This is a genomic window from Streptomyces sp. NPDC088745 (assembly GCF_044751045.1).
GTDB lineage: Bacteria > Actinomycetota > Actinomycetes > Streptomycetales > Streptomycetaceae > Streptomyces > Streptomyces cremeus.
In genome coordinates this window covers 130,630-147,508 of sequence record NZ_JBIVLB010000014.1, presented here as the reverse complement: position 1 = coordinate 147,508, position 16,879 = coordinate 130,630, and the positions used below count along the sequence as shown (strand labels likewise).

12 protein-coding genes, 2 pseudogenes and 2 CRISPR repeat arrays are annotated in these 16,879 nt (G+C 69.3%); of the genes and pseudogenes, 4 read left to right on the top strand and 10 right to left on the bottom strand.

Annotated elements, in window-relative coordinates; all coding sequences use genetic code 11:
* Positions 1-29: 29 nt before the first annotated feature.
* Entirely contained in the window at positions 30-236 is a 207-nt protein-coding gene (locus ACIP93_RS29905) for a hypothetical protein (protein WP_401763615.1), read from the bottom strand.
* 215 nt (positions 237-451) lie between these two features.
* On the opposite strand from ACIP93_RS29905, the gene ACIP93_RS29900 reads away from it, so the two are divergent.
* Entirely contained in the window at positions 452-1,063 is a 612-nt protein-coding gene (locus ACIP93_RS29900) for a hypothetical protein (protein WP_401763613.1), read from the top strand.
* A 303-nt stretch (positions 1,064-1,366) separates the two neighbouring features.
* Here ACIP93_RS29900 and ACIP93_RS29895 read toward each other — a convergent pair whose 3' ends face one another.
* Positions 1,367-2,191: an alpha/beta fold hydrolase gene (locus tag ACIP93_RS29895; protein ID WP_401763610.1), complete on the bottom strand. Its 825-nt coding sequence runs from the start codon at positions 2,189-2,191 to the stop codon at positions 1,367-1,369.
* A 96-nt stretch (positions 2,192-2,287) separates the two neighbouring features.
* On the opposite strand from ACIP93_RS29895, the pseudogene ACIP93_RS29890 reads away from it, so the two are divergent.
* Positions 2,288-2,380 (top strand): annotated as a pseudogene (locus ACIP93_RS29890) (pentapeptide repeat-containing protein); the annotation flags it as partial.
* Positions 2,381-2,397: 17 nt separating this feature from the next.
* Positions 2,398-3,280: a CRISPR direct-repeat array (repeat unit 29 nt; unit sequence GGGTCCATCCCCGCGTGCGCGGGGAGCAG).
* Between the two features lie 86 nt (positions 3,281-3,366).
* On the opposite strand, the gene cas2e reads toward ACIP93_RS29890, so the two are convergent.
* From cas2e to cas3, 7 genes and pseudogenes are all read right to left on the bottom strand, one after another.
* Complete coding sequence (gene cas2e, locus ACIP93_RS29885; protein WP_401763607.1) at positions 3,367-3,720, bottom strand: type I-E CRISPR-associated endoribonuclease Cas2e; 354 nt, start codon at positions 3,718-3,720, stop codon at positions 3,367-3,369.
* A pseudogene (gene cas1e, locus ACIP93_RS29880) lies at positions 3,717-4,666 on the bottom strand (type I-E CRISPR-associated endonuclease Cas1e). Before cas1e ends, cas2e begins: the two are co-directional and overlap by 4 nt.
* A gap of 4 nt (positions 4,667-4,670) precedes the next feature.
* Complete coding sequence (gene cas6e / locus ACIP93_RS29875) at positions 4,671-5,459, bottom strand: type I-E CRISPR-associated protein Cas6/Cse3/CasE (RefSeq protein WP_401763605.1); 789 nt, start codon at positions 5,457-5,459, stop codon at positions 4,671-4,673.
* Positions 5,459-6,265: a type I-E CRISPR-associated protein Cas5/CasD gene (gene cas5e, locus ACIP93_RS29870; protein WP_401763603.1), complete on the bottom strand. Its 807-nt coding sequence runs from the start codon at positions 6,263-6,265 to the stop codon at positions 5,459-5,461. Before cas5e ends, cas6e begins: the two co-directional genes overlap by 1 nt.
* Entirely contained in the window at positions 6,262-7,467 is a 1,206-nt protein-coding gene (gene cas7e, locus ACIP93_RS29865; protein ID WP_401763600.1) for a type I-E CRISPR-associated protein Cas7/Cse4/CasC, read from the bottom strand. Before cas7e ends, cas5e begins: the two co-directional genes overlap by 4 nt.
* Positions 7,464-9,827, bottom strand: a complete 2,364-nt coding sequence (gene casA, locus ACIP93_RS29860; protein WP_401763597.1) for a type I-E CRISPR-associated protein Cse1/CasA — start codon at positions 9,825-9,827, stop codon at positions 7,464-7,466. The genes cas7e and casA overlap by 4 nt, the downstream gene beginning before the upstream one ends.
* A 19-nt stretch (positions 9,828-9,846) precedes the next feature.
* Positions 9,847-12,750 carry a CRISPR-associated helicase Cas3' gene (cas3, locus tag ACIP93_RS29855; RefSeq protein ID WP_401763595.1) on the bottom strand — a complete coding sequence of 968 codons (2,904 nt, stop codon included), beginning with the start codon at positions 12,748-12,750 and terminating at the stop codon, positions 9,847-9,849.
* Positions 12,751-12,981: 231 nt separating this feature from the next.
* Positions 12,982-13,376: direct repeats of the CRISPR family, unit length 29 nt; unit sequence CTGCTCCCCGTGCACGCGGGGATGTTCCC.
* Positions 13,377-13,911: 535 nt separating this feature from the next.
* Here cas3 and ACIP93_RS29850 point away from each other — a divergent pair.
* Positions 13,912-14,622 (top strand): lysophospholipid acyltransferase family protein, encoded by a 711-nt coding sequence (locus ACIP93_RS29850; protein WP_345225354.1) that lies wholly within the window; start codon positions 13,912-13,914, stop codon positions 14,620-14,622.
* Positions 14,623-14,752: 130 nt separating this feature from the next.
* Here the strand turns inward: ACIP93_RS29850 and ACIP93_RS29845 are convergent, their stop codons facing one another.
* Positions 14,753-16,360: an alpha/beta hydrolase gene (locus ACIP93_RS29845; protein WP_401763592.1), complete on the bottom strand. Its 1,608-nt coding sequence runs from the start codon at positions 16,358-16,360 to the stop codon at positions 14,753-14,755.
* Between the two features lie 246 nt (positions 16,361-16,606).
* Here ACIP93_RS29845 and ACIP93_RS29840 point away from each other — a divergent pair, with 246 nt between their 5' ends.
* The gene (locus tag ACIP93_RS29840) at positions 16,607-16,879 is read left to right on the top strand and encodes a DUF4190 domain-containing protein (protein WP_401763589.1); all 273 of its coding nucleotides are present in this window, start codon (positions 16,607-16,609) and stop codon (positions 16,877-16,879) included.

The following is a 16,879-nucleotide window of genomic DNA, read 5'->3' as shown; positions in this document are numbered from 1 at the left end:
GTCACCGTAGGGAGCCACCGGGTGTTCTATTACGTGCTCCGGACGTTGGCGTCAGACGTTGCTGGTCGTCGCGGCGCTCGGCAAGGGCGGACGAGGTCCTTGGTGGCGTGGTGGCGGCTGGAGTAGCCGAGGGGCAGGATCCGCTCGTACTCGAAGGGGACGCAGGTGGGGTGGAGCCGGACCAGGGCTGCGCGGCGGGCGGCGACTTCGGCGAGTTGGGCTTCGGGGCGGGTCATCGCGGTCGGGACTCCCGCATGTGTATGAGTTGTCGGGCCCCGCGCCCCCCTCTGATGATCCCCTATCTGGTGATTGTGCTTCTCTGGGCCAGGCGGGGGGTGCCATCCTGCGCCGCATGAGACGCGTGCGTGCAGGGGTGAGGGCCGCGGCCTGGGTGGCTGTGGCGTTAATGGTGTCGGGGTGTGGAGGCGCGGGGCCCGCGGACGGGGACCCGATGCCTGAGGATCTGGGCGTGGTGGAACCGGAGGAGCCTCCGTTCGACGATTCGACCGTGCCGGAAGAAAAGAAGTCCTACCCGGCGACGAAGGAAGGCGACTTCGACAAGCTGGCGGACGAGAAAGGATGGGCGGTCGACTCGATCTACGAGTCGGCGTCGGCGTACGTGGCGGACATCTGTGTGTCGATGACGTCGCAGCAGGGGTATGGCACGGATCCGGGCGGTTGGCTCGCGGAACGTGTGGAGGGCGACCAGCCGGCCCTTCTGCGGGCGGGGATGCCGAAGTTGTGCCCGAAGTGGTCGAAGGTCGCGCTGCGGGCGTTGGACGGGGACTACGTGTGGACCTACCCGGACGACACGTATGTGGTGAAGGCCAAGCCTGCGAGGCCGGACCCGCTCGACGAGGAGGAGGGCCCGCCGGAGATCGGCCCGGGCACGTACCGAGTCACGGGCCAGCTCGAGAACTGTTACTGGGAGCGCACCAGCCGGTCCGGAGAGATCATCGCCAACGACTTCGCGACATCGGCGCAAGAGATCACGGTGCGGATCCGGGCGTCGGACGGGCAGTTCACGTCGCGGGACTGCGGGACGTGGAAGCCGGTGCAATAGCTGGAGGGCAGCCCGGTTATCAGGTTGATCAGTGATCCGACCGCAGCGTCGGATCACTGACGATTTGCGAGTTACCACGGTGGTAAGCCTCCCGACGCGGACGTTGGGTCGCTTACGTGCGAAGGCCCCACAGCCGGGAGGTGACTGCGGGGCCTTCTGGTTCTCGACGGCAGGGGGATGCCGCCGGGGTGGATAGGCCGGTAACCGCCTCCCGCGGGAAGAGGTGCGGCGGTGGTTCGGTGCACGGCCCGAAAAAAACTTCACGTGGGCGCGGGGACACCGGACGCGGAGACGTCCCGGGAGTCAGGTCTGCTTGGCGGTGGGGGGTTCGTCGGAATCTCGCAGGAACCGTTCGAGCGCTCCTTGCAGGATGTCGGGTTGTTCCAGGTGGAGGTCGTGTCCCGTCCCGAGGACGCTCATGGCTACCGTTTCGGGTCGTTGCTGGAGCATCCTGCCGGATTCCTCCGGAGCGATGATCCCGGATTGGCCAAGCACGACCAGCGTCGGGCAGGCGATGCTTGCCCACTCGTCCCAATAGGAACGCTGGGCGTTCTCGGCCAGTGAGTCGACCAGCACATCGCGGTCGAAGCGCGGCCACCACGCGCCGTCACGTTCTTCCAGTCCGGCGGCCCAGCCCTCGCCGACCGGGCCGTGGCCGAGGAACGCTGCGGCAGCCTCTCTCGATGGGAACGGGGTCGGCCACGAGTCGAGCCATCTGCCGATCTCGGCGGGAACAGCAGGACTCGACCCGCCGGGTCCTGCCTCGACAAGCACGAGTGCGCGGACGAGGTCGGGATGTGCGGCGGCGGTGAGCATGGCGGTATGGCCGCCGAGCGACTGGCCGATCAGGGCGGGCTGCCGGAGGTCCAGTTGGTCGATGACCGCGACGACATCGGCGATGTATGCGGCGCGCGAGCGGTCTTGAGGGTGCCGCTCGCTGGCGCCGTGGCCGCGCTGGTCGACTGCGACGACACGGTGCCGGGGGCTTAGGTGTTGGGCGATCGCATCCCATTCGCCCGCGTGGCCGGCCAGTCCGTGCAGCAGGACGGCAGGGGGCTGTGTCCCGCCCCAGTCGCGGCAGGAGATGCGTACGCCGTCGCGCACAACGGTGCGCTCGGACCAGGTCATGTGGTCCCCTCAAGGGTGTGTCGGATGCGGTGTGGCAGCATCGGTCAACGGTAGGCGGCGGGGAAGGCCTGGACGCCGGTGGTGGCGTAGTAGGACCTGCACGAGGCGAACCTGCGCAAGGCCGACGCCCGCGGCGCGGTCTTCCACCGCGCCGACCTCCACATAGCCGACTTGCGCGGCACCGACCTGAGCACCGCCAACGCCGTGGGTCCATCCCCGCGTGCGCGGGGAGCAGTGAGTTCTCCGTTCAGCCGTCGATGCGGCGGAGAGTCCATCCCCGCGTGCGCGGGGAGCAGTCCGCCTACCGGCGCACGAATCCGCAGTTTTCAGGTCCATCCCCGCGTGCGCGGGGAGCAGGTCGGCAAGGGCTGGGTCATCGCCGCCGTCGTGGGTCCATCCCCGCGTGCGCGGGGAGCAGCTGACCCCCAGACACCCGCCCGAATCACCCCAGGGTCCATCCCCGCGTGCGCGGGGAGCAGCCGAAGCCTCCGGCGAGATTCCCGCCCGTCCCGGGTCCATCCCCGCGTGCGCGGGGAGCAGATACGCACGATCGGGGATAACCTCATTGCGGTGGGTCCATCCCCGCGTGCGCGGGGAGCAGCCGGAGGGGCCTGGTCTCTTGGCCCGGAACGCGGGTCCATCCCCGCGTGCGCGGGGAGCAGATACGCACGATCGGGGATAACCTCATTGCGGTGGGTCCATCCCCGCGTGCGCGGGGAGCAGCCGGAGGGGCCTGGTCTCTTGGCCCGGAACGCGGGTCCATCCCCGCGTGCGCGGGGAGCAGTCGAACTTCGTCCGCCGGTCGGCCAGCCACTGGGGTCCATCCCCGCGTGCGCGGGGAGCAGGTTCAGCGCTGGTGGGGAATCTTCGGCTCGGGGGGTCCATCCCCGCGTGCGCGGGGAGCAGTGGGTCGCCGCCTCCCCCTTGGAGGTGATCAGGGGTCCATCCCCGCGTGCGCGGGGAGCAGTGGTCGACGCCGCCGCCGACGCCGGGATGCTCGGGTCCATCCCCGCGTGCGCGGGGAGCAGCGGGCTGCTTACTCTCATCCCAGAATCCCCCCGGGTCCATCCCCGCGTGCGCGGGGAGCAGGCTTCCTGAACTGGGGATTCATGGCGACCGGCACTCACTTTGAACCACTTTCACGACTTCCGACATTAGGGATAATTACTCCTTCTCTACTTGCCAAAGCGACGGCGTTTCGATGCCTTGCTCCACCCCGGCCTCCCATTCCGTTCAACCACCGGCTGGGGCCCCCTCTCGTTCGGGCGGCGGATCAGGGTCAGGCCTTCGTGGTCAGTGGGGTGCCAGGCGTGGTCGTGGGTGCGAAAGGTGAAGCCCTGTTCGTTGTTGGTGGTGTGGGCGAGCAGTGCGCGGCCTTGGTCGGCGTATTGCCGGACTTCGTCCCACAGCGCGTCGCGGACTCGTGCGGAGGGGTTGCCGATGAAGACGCCGGCGGAGATTTCAAGCATCCAGCGGGTGAGGAACCCGCGCAGGCCCGGTGGACAGCTGGTCAGAACGATGACGGTCACCAGATGTTCGCCCCGTCACCGTAGTTGCGGCCTGCGGCCACTTCCCAGCCGGCGTCGCTCTGAAGGGTGACGGTGTCGGCGTCGAAGTCCCCGGTGCGGCGGGGGCCGGGCGGGGTGGTGTCTTCGGGAAGGAGGAGGGCTTTGATGTCGTCGACACAGCGGTCGAGGAGAGAGCAGTCGTTGATGCGGTCGCGCAGGGCGCGCCGTGTGCGGGGGCCCACGTCTTCCTCGTCTTCCGCCGCGATGTCGAAGGCCAGGGGAATGCCGATCTCGGTTTTGTAGAGATCGGCGATGTCCAGGACGAAGGAGAGTTCGTGGCCGGAGTGGACGAAGCCGAGGGCGGGGCTGCAGCCGAGAGACATCACGACGGCGTGGGCGATGCCGTACATGCACTGAGCGGCGGCGGTGATCGCCTGGTTGACCGGATCGCCGCTGGTGAAGTCGCCGGGGGTGTACCTCCGGCCCCGCCAGGGAACTCCGGTGCGAGCGGACTGGGCGCGGTAGCAGTCCTTGACGCGCTGGCCTTCTCTGCCGAGGAGTTCGCGCCGGGTCAGGCCTGCAGGGTCTTCGTGCGGGAAGCGGAGCCGGTACATGGCACGGGCGACCGCAACGCGGGAACGGGCGTTGGCCCACTGGACCGCCTGTGCTTCTGCAAGGGCGGAGGAGCGGGTCAAGGCCCGGCCCGCCGCGTAGTAACGGACGCCGTACTCGCCGACCCAGATCACCGCGGCACCGGTTTCACCGAGGACGCTCATGGCCTGGTGGGTGATGCGGGTGCCGGGCCCGAGGAGGAGGGGATGTGGGTGGTGCCGTTGGCGTCTTCCGCGGTGATGGCGTTGGCGTCCCGGTGGACGACGCATCTCTCCAGGTAGACGTAAGAGACGCGGTCACCCGTTCGGGTGAGCTGGCGTGGAGTGAGCGCGGTGCGCCGGCCGACGGTCGTCACCGCGCTACCGGGCCGGAGTGAGGGCGAGCGGGGCGAGAGTCATCAGACCACAGCCGTATGCCTTGGCCTTGCCGAGACCGTGGGTGAGGGTGTGGCGCAGGAGTTGCGGATCGGTGACTTCGAGGCGGCCGTCGAAGGTAACGGTGACCAGGGTGACAGCGGCGCGCTTGACACCGCGTACGGCAGGGGACTTGGCGAAGGACAGGCCGCGTTGGTCGCGGACCACCAGCTCGTACCGGTCGCCGTGGCGGGGGTGGCCCTGGTGGGTGGTTCCGGCGGGCAGCAGCCGTGCTCCCTCGGGCTTTTCGAGGATGCGGAAGCCGGCGCGTTCCTGTTGCTTGAGCAGCCAGCCCATCTGGTGGACCGGGTTGATGTGCGCGGTCCGTTTCGTCGGTGCGCCGTCCTTGTTGCGGACGGAATGCACCGGGTTGGCGGTGAGCCGGAACGCCCAGATGCCGCCTTTGTCGAGGCGGTCCAGGAGGGGGGTGTAGGGGCGGGTCTCCCAGCCCGGGGTGGCGGGGCCGGCCGCGAGTGCGGGCCAGCCGGCCTGCTCCACCAGGTGGGTGAGGTCGGGCCGGTCAGGACTGACGACGTACAGGAACACCTCGGCGCGGGCGTTGTGGTCCAGACGCCACAGGACCCGTGGCCCGGAATTGCCCACCTGCTGATCCGGGGCGGCCGGGAGCAGGGCGGGGAAGGCGCTCATGACGGCCGCGTGTAGGGACTGGGGTGAGGAGAGCAGGCGGCGGGCTCCGGTGCGCGCGGTATTGATACGGAAGCGGGTCAGGTGCATCAGGTGCTCTCCTCCAGAGCGGCGAACGGATCATGCGGGAGCTCAGGACTCGCCCGGCCCTTTCCTCGGCCAGGGTCAGACAGCGCGGCGAACGGGTCGTGCACCGGCACGGAACGGACCGGGGTGGGGCTCGGCCGCAGAGCGGGGCGGGGGTTGGGTGCCTGCACGGTCGTGCTGAACACGGTGCGCAGGGTGTGCTTGCGGTGGGCCGCGTCGAAGCTGATCGGCTGGTCGCGCAGGAGGTCGCCCTTGGTGGTCCCGGGGGCGGCTTCCAGCAGCAGAGGCAGCTGGACGGTGGACTGGCGGTGCCGTTGGCGATACCAACCGGACGCCTGCCAGTTCGTTTCCATGAACGCCTGTGCCAGCTCGGCGTTGTCGTGTTGGGCGAGTACGAGCTGTCCGGTCGGCGGGCAGGAGCGGCGGCCGAGGAAGGGCGGGTAGACGGGGTTACGCAGCGCCTCGCACAGCTCGGCAAGCAGCGCGGTGTCGCCTTCGAGGGCGGCAACGAAGACGGCGTCTGCGAGATAGAAGCGCTCGGACAGCGGCATGGCCTTGTCGGTGACCTGGTGGTGGGCAGTCTGGAAGTCCCTTACACGGGTACCGGGTTGGTCGATGCGAACCCCGAAGCGCAGCGCTGCGAGGCACGCCAGGGCGTCGTCGTCTCCGCGTGGGATGCCTCTGGCGGCGGCGAGCATGCCGATGACGCCGCTCTTGGTCGGTGCGGACTCGGTCGTACGGCGGGTGAAGCGGGCAGTGGCCCCCCAGGACTGGAGGGGGCCGGCCAGCCTCAGCGTGAGCACACTCATGAAGGCGTGTCCGCTCCGTCCAGGCGGTCGGCGACGGCCTGGCCGACGGAGGCGACGAGTGTGCTCAGTTTGTCGGTTTTTTCGCCGAGTTGGGCGAGCGCGGTGGTGTTGGAGCCGACGTGCAGCACCCAGGTGCGGGTGGTGTCCTCGTCGCCGTATGCCCTCTCGATGTCGGGTACGTATGCGGCGAGGCGCTCAGCGGCCTCGCGTACGTGTCCGCCGCTGTGGTCACCGGTGACGGGCTCTTCGAAGGCCGCTGCGTAGCTCATCGGGCGGGTGGTGCGGAGCTTGACGACGACCGCGTCGGGGAGGGTGTGGTTGCCGAAGGTGTTGATCTTGCCGGTGGGCAGGGACTCCACGAAGCTCTGCACGAACGCCTCGACGGCGCGGCGGACCGGGGTACTGAGCGGCTCGCCCTCTTGCAGGCCCTGGCCCAGGTTGTCGGCGAGTTGATGGATGCCGACGGCCGCGTACCGGTAGAGAGTGGCGGAGTTGAACTCGACACTGCCGATCATTCCGGCGCCGGGCTCGGCGTCGGTGTTCTGGTCGTCGACGGCGGTGTAGTAGTCGGACTCGTTCTCCACCCGGTGCACGCTGATCGCGTGGGCGACCTGGACGGCGGCGTCGACGTTGATGTCGGCGGAGTCGGCGACCATGCGGCCGAAGAGCGCGATGTCGACCGAGTGGAGGGTGTCGGCGATCTCCTTGGCGCGGGCCTTGTTCTTCTTGTCCCTGAGGTAGGCCGTGATGTCGTCCGCCCCCTGGACCGCGAGGTCGGCGAGACCGTCGAGCTGGCGGGCGCTGAGAAACATCAGGTACTTCGACCGCGGTGCTGTCTCCTGCCCGGACTCCTCGTCCTTGGCGTTCCGCTTCGGTGCCTCGATCTTGGAGCCAGTGGCGCCCTCGATCACCGCAGCCGCCACATCAAGCGCCGCCGTGTCCTCCAGAGAAGGTTCACGCTCGGTGATCCGTGCTGCCAGGATCTCGGCGACCTTCTTGGTACGTACGCCGAGTTCGTTCGGGTCGAGCAGGTGCTCGTCGCCGAAGTAGGTGCGGATGGCGCGCTTCCATGCCTGGCTGGAGACCCGGGCCCGGCGCACTCCCCCGTAGACGGCCGACTTCGGTGCGCCGGTGTCGTCGCGGTTCAGGTTGCTGGGCGGCACGGTCTGCAGGGCGTGCACGTCGAGGAAGTAGCGGTTCACGAAGCGTCCTTGTCGTTCGAGGCGAGAATGTCGTCGTCGCCGGAGCCGGTCTGTGCGTCGGGCCCGGTGGTCTCGTCGTTCTCCGGTGTGGGGGCGGACTGGAAGGAGCGACCCCACTCCCGGCGGACGAGGTCCCGTCCGCCGGGCTGCTGCCACTGAAAGAGCTGTCCGGCCAGGAGCCCGTAATCGAGGGGTACTTCCGCCTCGCGCAGCAACAGCACGATCTCCCGCAGCCGCACCGACAGGGCCTCTGTGTCCGGTGCGCTGCCTGCCCGTACGAGCCGCTTGAGAATGGTCTGGTCGACTTCTCCAGGCTTCATCAACCGGCGGACCGCCGCACCGAGTCCGGCCCGGCTCCCCCGGGAACTGTCCCGGCGGTGCATTCCGCTTCCCCGGGACTGCTGGTGGAGGGCCCACAGGGTGAGGGCGGTGTGCACCGCGTCCTCAGCAGCGGAAAGATCCGCCTCCCGCAAGGCATGGCCACCGCCCGCCGGAGCGTCGTACAACGCACTGGTGTCAACCAGCCCCAGCAGATCGATGACCTGTCCGAAGGTTTTGCCTGCACCCCGGCTCAGGCGTGCGCGCGCCCCCACGCTGACGGAGTCGTCGCGCAGATAGCCGCTCTGCAACGGCCGGATGAGTTCCGCGGTGACCTCGCCGACCCGCTTGCGGGCGTGGGTGAATCCGGTGGCTCGGGTCGTCATGGGGGCTCCTTCGGCAGCGGGCCGGGTGTCTGCTGTCCCGTCGGTGTCCGGGGTGCGGCGGAAGGGGTTGCTGAGGCACTTGTCAAGGCGCAGGCGGAACCACTTGTCGGCGTGGGCGGAGTTGCGCCACTCCGCGCCCTTCGGGCCCGTCACGATCCGGCCTTCCCAGGCCGCGTCCCCGGTGTCGCAGAGCAGTCCCTCGCCGACCCGGGCGATGATCCGGTGGACGTCCTGCTGCCAGTACCGGCGTTGCGCGTCCAGGTCTTCGGCCTTGGCGAGGTGGGACAACCACGTGCGGTACGGGGCGTCCAGGGCCGCGAAGCCGCGGTCGCGGGCGGCCGCCCGGGACCCCTCGTGGTCGGCCCCCACCGCCCGTGCGAGGTCGCTGGCGAGATCACCAAGTGCCTTGACGGCTTCGTCGGCCTCGTGGACGGCGTCGATGGCCTGCTGCCCGTACTCGCGGTCCTGGCGGTGCAGCAGGACCACCGCCATGGCGACGCGGTCGTCGACGACTTCGTCGATCACCGATTGTTGCGTGCCGTACGCCGCACCCACGACATGCGCCCGGATCAGGAACCCGCGCTCCAGCTCCCCGCCGGTGACGAGCTGGGCGATCCACTCGAAGATCCCGGGCCGCAGATACCGGGCGGCCTCGGAAGTCTGGACACCCTCCGCCTTGCCGGCAATAAGGGATTCGAGTCCACGCCAGGCAGCCCGCGCAGGATCGTGCTCACGCGGCAGGTAGACAACGGCTTCCTTGCGCTTCTTCTCCTGCGCCGGGCTGCGCCGCCAGGCCGTCATCGTTTCATGGGTGTGCATGTTGTGCGCGGGCAGCGGATCGCCATACCCCAGGACGACGCCGTGCACGCTGTCGGCGTCGTAGTGCAGCCGCACCCGCCGGCTCTGCCAGGTGTACAAGTCCCGTACTCCGGACGGCCGTCGGTCACCGCCGGCACCGGGGCCGCACGGTGCGCGTCGCCATGCCGGGCGGTCGTCATCACCGAAGTGCAGCCCTGAGGTGTCGGCGGCGACCAGGTTCAGAAGCAGCGTCTCACGCAGAGTGCGCCCCTCGGCATAGACCCCGCCGAGGGCTCCGGCCCATCCCACGCCCTGGGGGTAGACCTTGCCTCCCTTGACCCGCTCGTCGTCCACCGCACCGGTTTTGATGCCAGAGGTGTCGTAGGCGTGTGCGTGGACAAGCCAGCGGGCGGCTTCCGCGAAGCCGAGCCGGTCCACGGTGGGCCTCCGAGAGCTGAAGAAGGGGTCACCGTTGGGGACATCAGCGACGATCCGGTTGAGGGAGGACACCTCGTCCTTCGCCGTACGCAACCCCGCCACCTGGAAGAACGGCGCCTGCGGGTGCAGCAGGTCAAAACGTTCACGGTGGGCGTCGAGGTAGGCAGGCACCTTCGCGAAGCAGTCGCGATCCGCCCACAGTTCGCCCCATTCCTCGCTGTCCGTGGGGCCGTCGAGGGCGTCGTGGCACACCGCCAGCAGCAGGCGCAGCAGCGCGAACTCCTGGGTAGGCAGGTCCCCGGCCAGCTTGTGCAGTTCATCGGCCTGGGCCAACACCTCCCGCAGCGAGAGTTCGTCCGATGTTCCGTCAAGGCGCAGGACCGGCAGCCACGGGCGGGCGGTCAGGTCGAACGACAACACCCGACCGCCTGGGGCCGTTTCACTGGCTTCGGTCACTGGTCACCTCCAGTCCGTCGCTCTTGCTGTACCGGAGGCGAAAGCCTGCCAGGTGGGTCTGACAGTCGGCGTCCAGCGCAAGAATCAGCTGACCGGCGAGCCAGTGGCTGTCCTTGCCCTGCCAGGCGTGCACGTACAGTTCCTCCAGTTCGATGATCGCCCGGTCCATCACCTTCGGGTCGCAGAACTGAATCGGCAGCCGCAGTCCGCACCCGGCTGCCGCCCGCGCGGCCCGCGGGGCGGGGGCACGGTCCTGCGGCAATTCGAGACCGCCCCGCCCGTTCTCCAGCCACGGCAGAGTCGCCAGCGAACCGTCCGCCCGCCGCTGTACGACAATGACCTCCAGGCTCTCGGTGCTGTCACGCACCTGGGCCCGGCCCGCCCGGGTGTCGTCCGCGTCCCCCGCACCCGCCGCGACCCAGCCGACCAGCGAGCGGCCGGGCCGGCCCACTGCGCCGAGCCGGAACTTCTCCGCGCTGTCCGCCTGCCGTGCACGATGGCGCTCGTGCTGCTCCCACGCCGAGGTCATCGCTTCACCCCACGCGGTGGGACCGACCGCCGCCTCGCCATAGGCCTCTTGTACGAGCGGGCTGATGTCCTGCGGCAGCCGCACCGGCCGCCCCGCCTCCAGATGCGGAAGGAGGACGGCTGCCGCGCGCAACAGCGCATACCTGCCGTACACCGCCACCGAACCCCTGATCGGGACGGGCACCCCGTCACGCCAGTCGACGCCGGTGACCAGGCATCGGGCAGTACGCAGCCGCCGGGGCAGGTCCGCCTCCCTCTCCCCGCGCTGGTGGCGGTGCAGGCGCCCCATTCGCTGCAACAGGAGGTCGACCGGGCACAGGTCGGTGACCAGCAGGTCGAAGTCGACGTCGAGCGATTGCTCGGCGACCTGGCTGGCCACGACGATGTGCCGCCCGGGGCGCTCGGACGTTTCCGGGGGCCCGAACCGGCTCAGCAGCCCTGCGTCCTTCGCTGCCCGGTCCACATCCACGAACCGTGAGTGCGCCACGGTGACATGCTCCTCACCGAAGCACTTGCGGAGCACCTGGGCAGCCTCCAGTACCCGGCTGACCGTGTTGCGTACGACCAGAACGCAACCGTCGCCTTCAAGTTCCCTCTTCAGCCGGTCTGCCAGAACCTCCACGTCCTCCTCGACCCGCTCCAGACGCACCTCACCGCTTCGCCCGGACACCCCCGGCCGCTCCACGACCGGAGCCTCCCCACGTGCCACCGCGGTCAGCAGCGGATACCCCTCGGCCTGTGCCACTTCCTCGAACTCCTCAGCCCCCGGGGCAGCCCCCGCGTATGCCTCGGCGAGCTCCCGGCGGCGGCCGGCGGGCAGCGTCGCGGACAGCACCACGACCGGCACTCCGTACGCGCCCAGCCAGGACAGCACCCGGTCGAGATAGACGCTCATGTACGTGTCGTAGGCGTGCGCCTCGTCGATGACGACGACCTTCCCGGCCACCGCGAGATGCCGCAGCATCAGATGCCGGCTCTTCAGCCCCGCGAACAGCAACTGATCGATCGTCCCCGCGACGAATGACGCCAGCATCGCCTTCTTCCGCCCGTGCAGCCAGGCATGCGCGATCAGCTCCGCCGGCGCCGCCTGCCCCTGGCTCGAAGGCGTCCAGTCCGGCACCTCCGCGTCGACATCCACCGCGGCGACCTGCTGGCGCCCCTCACGCACCAGGCCGGTAAACCTGTCGTTCAGCGCGGCCTTGGAATGCGCCAGCAGTACGGAATAGCGGATCCCCTCCTCGGCGGGCAGCCGCTCCAGCCAGTCCAGCAACCGCGGGAACATGGCGTTGCCGGTGGCCATGGTGGGCAGCGCGAAGAACACCCCGCCCGCTCCCGACCGTGCGGCGAAGGTCTCAGCCACGGCGAGCGCGGCCTCCGTCTTTCCCTCCCCCATCGGCGCCTCGATCACCATCAGCCCCGGCACCACCGTCGACCGCGCCAACCGGACTGCTGCTTCCTGCACCGGCCGCACCTTCGCCCCGGGCGGTAACGCGAACCTCGCGGCGAACAACTCCTGGACACTCCCAACCGGTTCGGCGGGCTGCCAGGGCGGCGTCAGGTTCAACCCCCGCCAGGCCGCAGCGATCCGCTCCTCGCCGCTGCGGGGGCTCTCCTGCGGAAAGTACGGAAAAAGGTCGGGATTGCTGGCGATCCAGTCGGCCAGGATCACCACCGCGCCGAGCAACACCTGCACCGGCTGGGAAATCTTCACCGCCCGCCACCCAGCGAGCAGTCCACCGACCCCGTACTCCTCGGCACACGCGTCGAGCAGTTCCTCCTGCGCCCGGCGCCACACTGCGCGGCTCGCCCCACGCGTACGCACCAGGTGCGGGTGCGCATCCAGGTCCGTGATCTGCAGATGATCCGGCGGCACCCCGTGGTGGCCCCCGACGACCACCGCAAACTGCTCGCTCTGCCGACCCGCCCACCCGTACCGCCCCTGGAGCCACTCCCCCAGCAGCAGCTGCCCCGCCAACGCGTGCGGTCCCAATTTCCGCTCCGGACCGTACGCACGCTGCGTACGCATCTCCAACCCCTGCCCACGCATCACATCGGCCAGCGAATCCACCTGGCAGGCAAAGGCCGGCGTCGCCTTCCCGATGTCGTGCACCGCAGCCAGCCACACCAACAACCGCCGCGCCTCCGCCTCCCCGCCCGGCAACGAACCGGCCACCAGCGCCCGTACGTTCGTCGGCAGCCACTCGTCCCACACCAGCCCCGCGACAGCCGCACTGTCCTCCATATGCCGCCACAAGGGCAGCCACCCCTCACTGCCCCGGTCATACTTCGCCCACACGGCCCGCGCCGGCTCCGCCAGCCGCGCCCAGAGCCCCGAACGGGACTCACCCTCAACGGTCATAACCTGATCAGTACAGGCAAATCCCGCCCCCTGTACGCAGGTTGGCGAAATCACCCGTACCGCCGCCCCTGCTGGTACAACGCAGCACCGGCCGGGCCACGACGTACGATGGCCTCCTCAAGCCACTCACCAGCAGGCAAGAACAGAACTGACCTTATGTACAATTTGTCCGGAACGGCGAAAGTGGTCGAGAACCACCGTTCTCAGCCGTAAAGCCGCAGTTCAGGAAGACTGCTCCCCGTGCACGCGGGGATGTTCCCCCGCCAGGGCTGAATTCCCCTCCACCGAGGGACTGCTCCCCGTGCACGCGGGGATGTTCCCAGAACTCACTGACGGAAGCCGACGGAAAAAGCCTGCTCCCCGTGCACGCGGGGATGTTCCCTCGGCGGGCTGGTCGGCCGGGGTGAGCGGTGGCTGCTCCCCGTGCACGCGGGGATGTTCCCTCTCCCAGCGCCGCGAGGGCGGCAGCGCCGCGCTGCTCCCCGTGCACGCGGGGATGTTCCCGAGCACGGGAGACTCGCGTCATGAGCAGCACGCTGCTCCCCGTGCACGCGGGGATGCTCCCGCCGACGTCCTGTCGCCGTACAGCCCCGAGGACTGCTCCCCGTGCACGCGGAGATGTTCCCACCCCCGAGGGCACTGTCCACCTCCAGAGGACATGCCCACCCCGGAGCTGCCGGTCACCCTCGACATGCCGGACAAGGTCACCGACTACCTCCGCACCACTGAGCTGAAGCCCGCCGAGCGCGTCGCACTCGACCAGGGGACGACCGTACGGCGCGGCCAGGGCTACACCCTGCGCGTCACCACCGTCCCCGCCGTGCGCCGAGGACTCCTCGCCCGCTGCCAGCCGCTCGACGGCGTCCAGGGCGCCCCGGCGGTTCCGGTCCGGCGCAAGGCTCGCAGCCGACCCAAGCCGCTCGCGCTTCCAGCCGGGGACGAGTCGGTTGGCCCTGCCCCCAGCGCAGCTGAATGCCGGTGTCAGATGTCTCCGCGAAGAACTGCTGCACCATCAGTTAAGTCAGCGTGAGGTCAGCATTGGTACGACGAAAGATGGTTACACGAGGCTATGCCTGTACATACACTAAACACCCCCGAAACAGCCTCTGACCAGCAAAAACCTAGTTCTCGCAGCGGTAGGGTAGCGTAGGGAGAAACCGAGTGTTCTATTACGTGCTCAAATATGTCGTTCTCGGACCGCTGTTGAGGATTCTCTTCCGGCCGCGGATCGAAGGGCTGGAGCACGTTCCCGAGAGCGGGGCGGCGATCGTCGCGGGAAATCACCTGTCGTTCTCCGATCACTTCCTGATGCCCGCCGTGCTCAAGCGGCGGATCACCTTCCTCGCCAAGGCCGAGTACTTCACCGGGCCCGGCCTGAAGGGGCGGCTGACGGCGGCGTTCTTCCGCAGCGCGGGGCAGATCCCGGTGGACCGGTCGGGCAAGGAGGCCGGTAAAGCGGCCGTGCGGGAGGGGCTCGGGGTGCTCTCCAAGGGCGAGCTGCTGGGGATCTACCCCGAGGGGACGCGCTCGCACGACGGGCGGCTCTACAAGGGCAAGGTGGGGGTCGCGGTGATGGCGATCCGGGCGGGCGTGCCCGTGGTGCCGTGCGCGATGGTGGGGACCTTCGAGATCCAGCCGCCCGGACGGAAGATCCCCAAGGTGAAGCGGGTGACCATCAAGTTCGGGGAGCCGCTGGACTTCTCCCGGTACGCCGGGATGGAGGACGAGAAGACCGCGCTGCGGGCCGTCACCGACGAGATCATGTACGCCGTCCTGGCACTGTCCGGACAGGAGTACGTGGACCGCTACGCCGCCGACGTGAAGGCCGAACAGGCGGAACAGGGAAGGAAGTTCCCCCGGATCCGGCGTTGAGGCGCGCGGGTCGTGAAGCGCGGGACGCGGGTCGCGGGTCGCGCGGCACAGCGCAGGGGCGGCCGGTGGGAGAGCACCGGCCGCCCCGCTGTGCGTAACGGGCCGTCGGGTCAGTGCCGCTGACGGGCCGTTACGGCTTGGGGGTCGCGTGCGGGGCGCACGTCGACTCCTTCGGGCCGGCCTTGCCGGTGAGGAGGTAGCCCTCGACGCGCGGGTTGATGCACGGGTTGACCAGGTTGGTCACGCCGTGCGATCCGGCGTCCTTCTCGATGAGAAGGCTGGAGCCCTGGAAGCGCTTGTGCAGCTCGACGGCGCCCTTGAACGGGGTGGCGGCGTCCCGCGTGGCCTGCACGATCAGGACCGGCGGCAGTCCGCGCCCGGTCCTGACCTCCACCGGGGTGTTCTGCTTGGTGGACCAGGTGGCGCACGGCAGGTTCATCCAGGCGTTGGACCAGGTCAGGAACGGGTACTTCTCGTGCAGCCGGGAGTTGTCCCGGTCCCACTTCTGCCAGTTGGTGGGCCACTTGGCGTCGGCGCACTCCACGGCCGTGTAGACCGCGTTGCCGTTCTCGCTGGCGATGTTGCCCTGGATGTCGGTCAGGTCGGGCGAGGCCGCCTCGACGACCGGCTTCGGGTCGCCCGCCGCGTACGCGCTGAGCGCCTTGGCGACCGGCACCCACGAGGAGTCGTAGTACGGGGCGCTCTGGAAGAAGCCGATCAGCTCGGCCGGTCCGATGACCCCGCCGAGCGGCTTCTTCTTGGCGTCCGCGCGCAGCTTCTGCCACTGGGCCTCGACCTGTCCCCGAGTGGTGCCCAGGTGGAAGACCGCGTCGTTCTTGGCGACCCAGTCCTGCCAGTCGTTCCAGCGCGTCTGGAAGGCGATGTCCTGGTTGAGGTTGGCCTGGTACCAGATGTTGTCGCGCGAGGGGTCGACGACGCTGTCGACGACCATGCGGCGCACGTGCGACGGGAAGAGCGTGCCGTAGACCGCGCCCAGGTAGGTGCCGTAGGAGACGCCCACGAAGTTGAGCTTCTTGTCGCCGAGCGCGGCCCGGATGACGTCCAGGTCGCGGGCGGTGTTCGGGGTGGTCATGTGCGGCAGCATCCAGCCGCTCTTCTCGGCGCAGCCGTCCGCGTACTCGGCGGCCAGCTTGCGCTGGGCGCGCTTGTCGGCCTCGCTGTCGGGCACCGGGTCGGCCTTGGGCGCCTTGACGTACTCCTGCGGGTCGACGCAGGAGATCGGGGTGGAGTGGCCGACGCCGCGCGGGTCGAAGCCCACGAAGTCGTACGCCTTGGCCGCGCCCGCCCAGATGGCGTTCTTGCCGGTGACGCGGGCCGGGAAGCGCATTCCCGAGCCGCCGGGGCCGCCGGGGTTGTAGATGAGCGAGCCCTGGCGCTCCTGCTGGGTGCCGGTGTTGCCGACGCGGTCGACGGCCAGCTTGATCTGCTTGCCGTGGGGCTTGCGGTAGTCCAGCGGAACGGTGACCCAGCCGCACTGGATGGGCTTGGCCAGGCCCCAGTCGGCCGGGCAGTCCGTCCAGTCGACGCCCGCGCGGGCGGCCCGGTCGGCGGCGACCTTCACGCCGTACGCCTCGGCGCCTCCCCGGTCCTGGAGGCTGCTGGAGCCCTTGTTCTGCTGTACGGCGTCGGCGGTGGCGGCCGGTGCGGCCACCGCTCCGGCTATGAGTGTGCCCGCGAGCAGGGTGCCGGCAGAGCCGAGCACGGCGGTGCGTCGCACGTGGGACCTCCCCCTCAGAGTTGCGGGAGCCCTGAACCGGGCCCCGGCGGCATCCTTGCGGTTGCAGGGACACCGGGACCAGACCGTACGGGTGTTTCTTTACCGAACCAATAGCCGGTGCGCGGGGTCCGCTCAGCGGTACCGGCGGAATCTCCGCACAAGATCCTTTGTGTGGGTCCATGCATGAACCTGTCAGGGCGGGATAAGTGGATGTCCTCAACACACCTTCGCGACAAGGGAGTTCAGATGGCTACCGGCATGAGCGGCACGCACGGGCACACCCGCACGGAGACCAACTGGCTGGCCATCGGCGGTCTCGCCAGCGGCATCATCGGACTGATCTTCCTGGCCATCCTCTTCGGACCGATAGCCATTCTGCTCGGCGCACTGGCCCTGCGGCAGGCGGGCAAGGGCGGCAACGGCATGGCGAAGGCGGCCATCGTCCTGGGCATCGTGGACACCGTGATCGGCGTCGTCCTGATGCTCACCCGCGGATTCGGCTTGTTCATCGGCGGGTGA

Bases quoted from the DNA above. Each gene is read 5' to 3' on its own strand.
- ACIP93_RS29905 (WP_401763615.1), bottom strand. From the start codon at position 236: ATGACCCGCCCCGAAGCCCAACTCGCCGAAGTCGCCGCCCGCCGCGCA.
- cas3 (WP_401763595.1), bottom strand. From the start codon at position 12,750: ATGACCGTTGAGGGTGAGTCCCGTTCGGGGCTCTGGGCGCGGCTGGCG.
- cas6e (WP_401763605.1), bottom strand. From the start codon at position 5,459: ATGCACCTGACCCGCTTCCGTATCAATACCGCGCGCACCGGAGCCCGC.
- ACIP93_RS29895 (WP_401763610.1), bottom strand. From the start codon at position 2,191: ATGACCTGGTCCGAGCGCACCGTTGTGCGCGACGGCGTACGCATCTCC.
- ACIP93_RS29840 (WP_401763589.1), top strand. From the start codon at position 16,607: ATGGCTACCGGCATGAGCGGCACGCACGGGCACACCCGCACGGAGACC.
- cas5e (WP_401763603.1), bottom strand. From the start codon at position 6,265: ATGAGTGTGCTCACGCTGAGGCTGGCCGGCCCCCTCCAGTCCTGGGGG.
- ACIP93_RS29900 (WP_401763613.1), top strand. From the start codon at position 452: ATGCCTGAGGATCTGGGCGTGGTGGAACCGGAGGAGCCTCCGTTCGAC.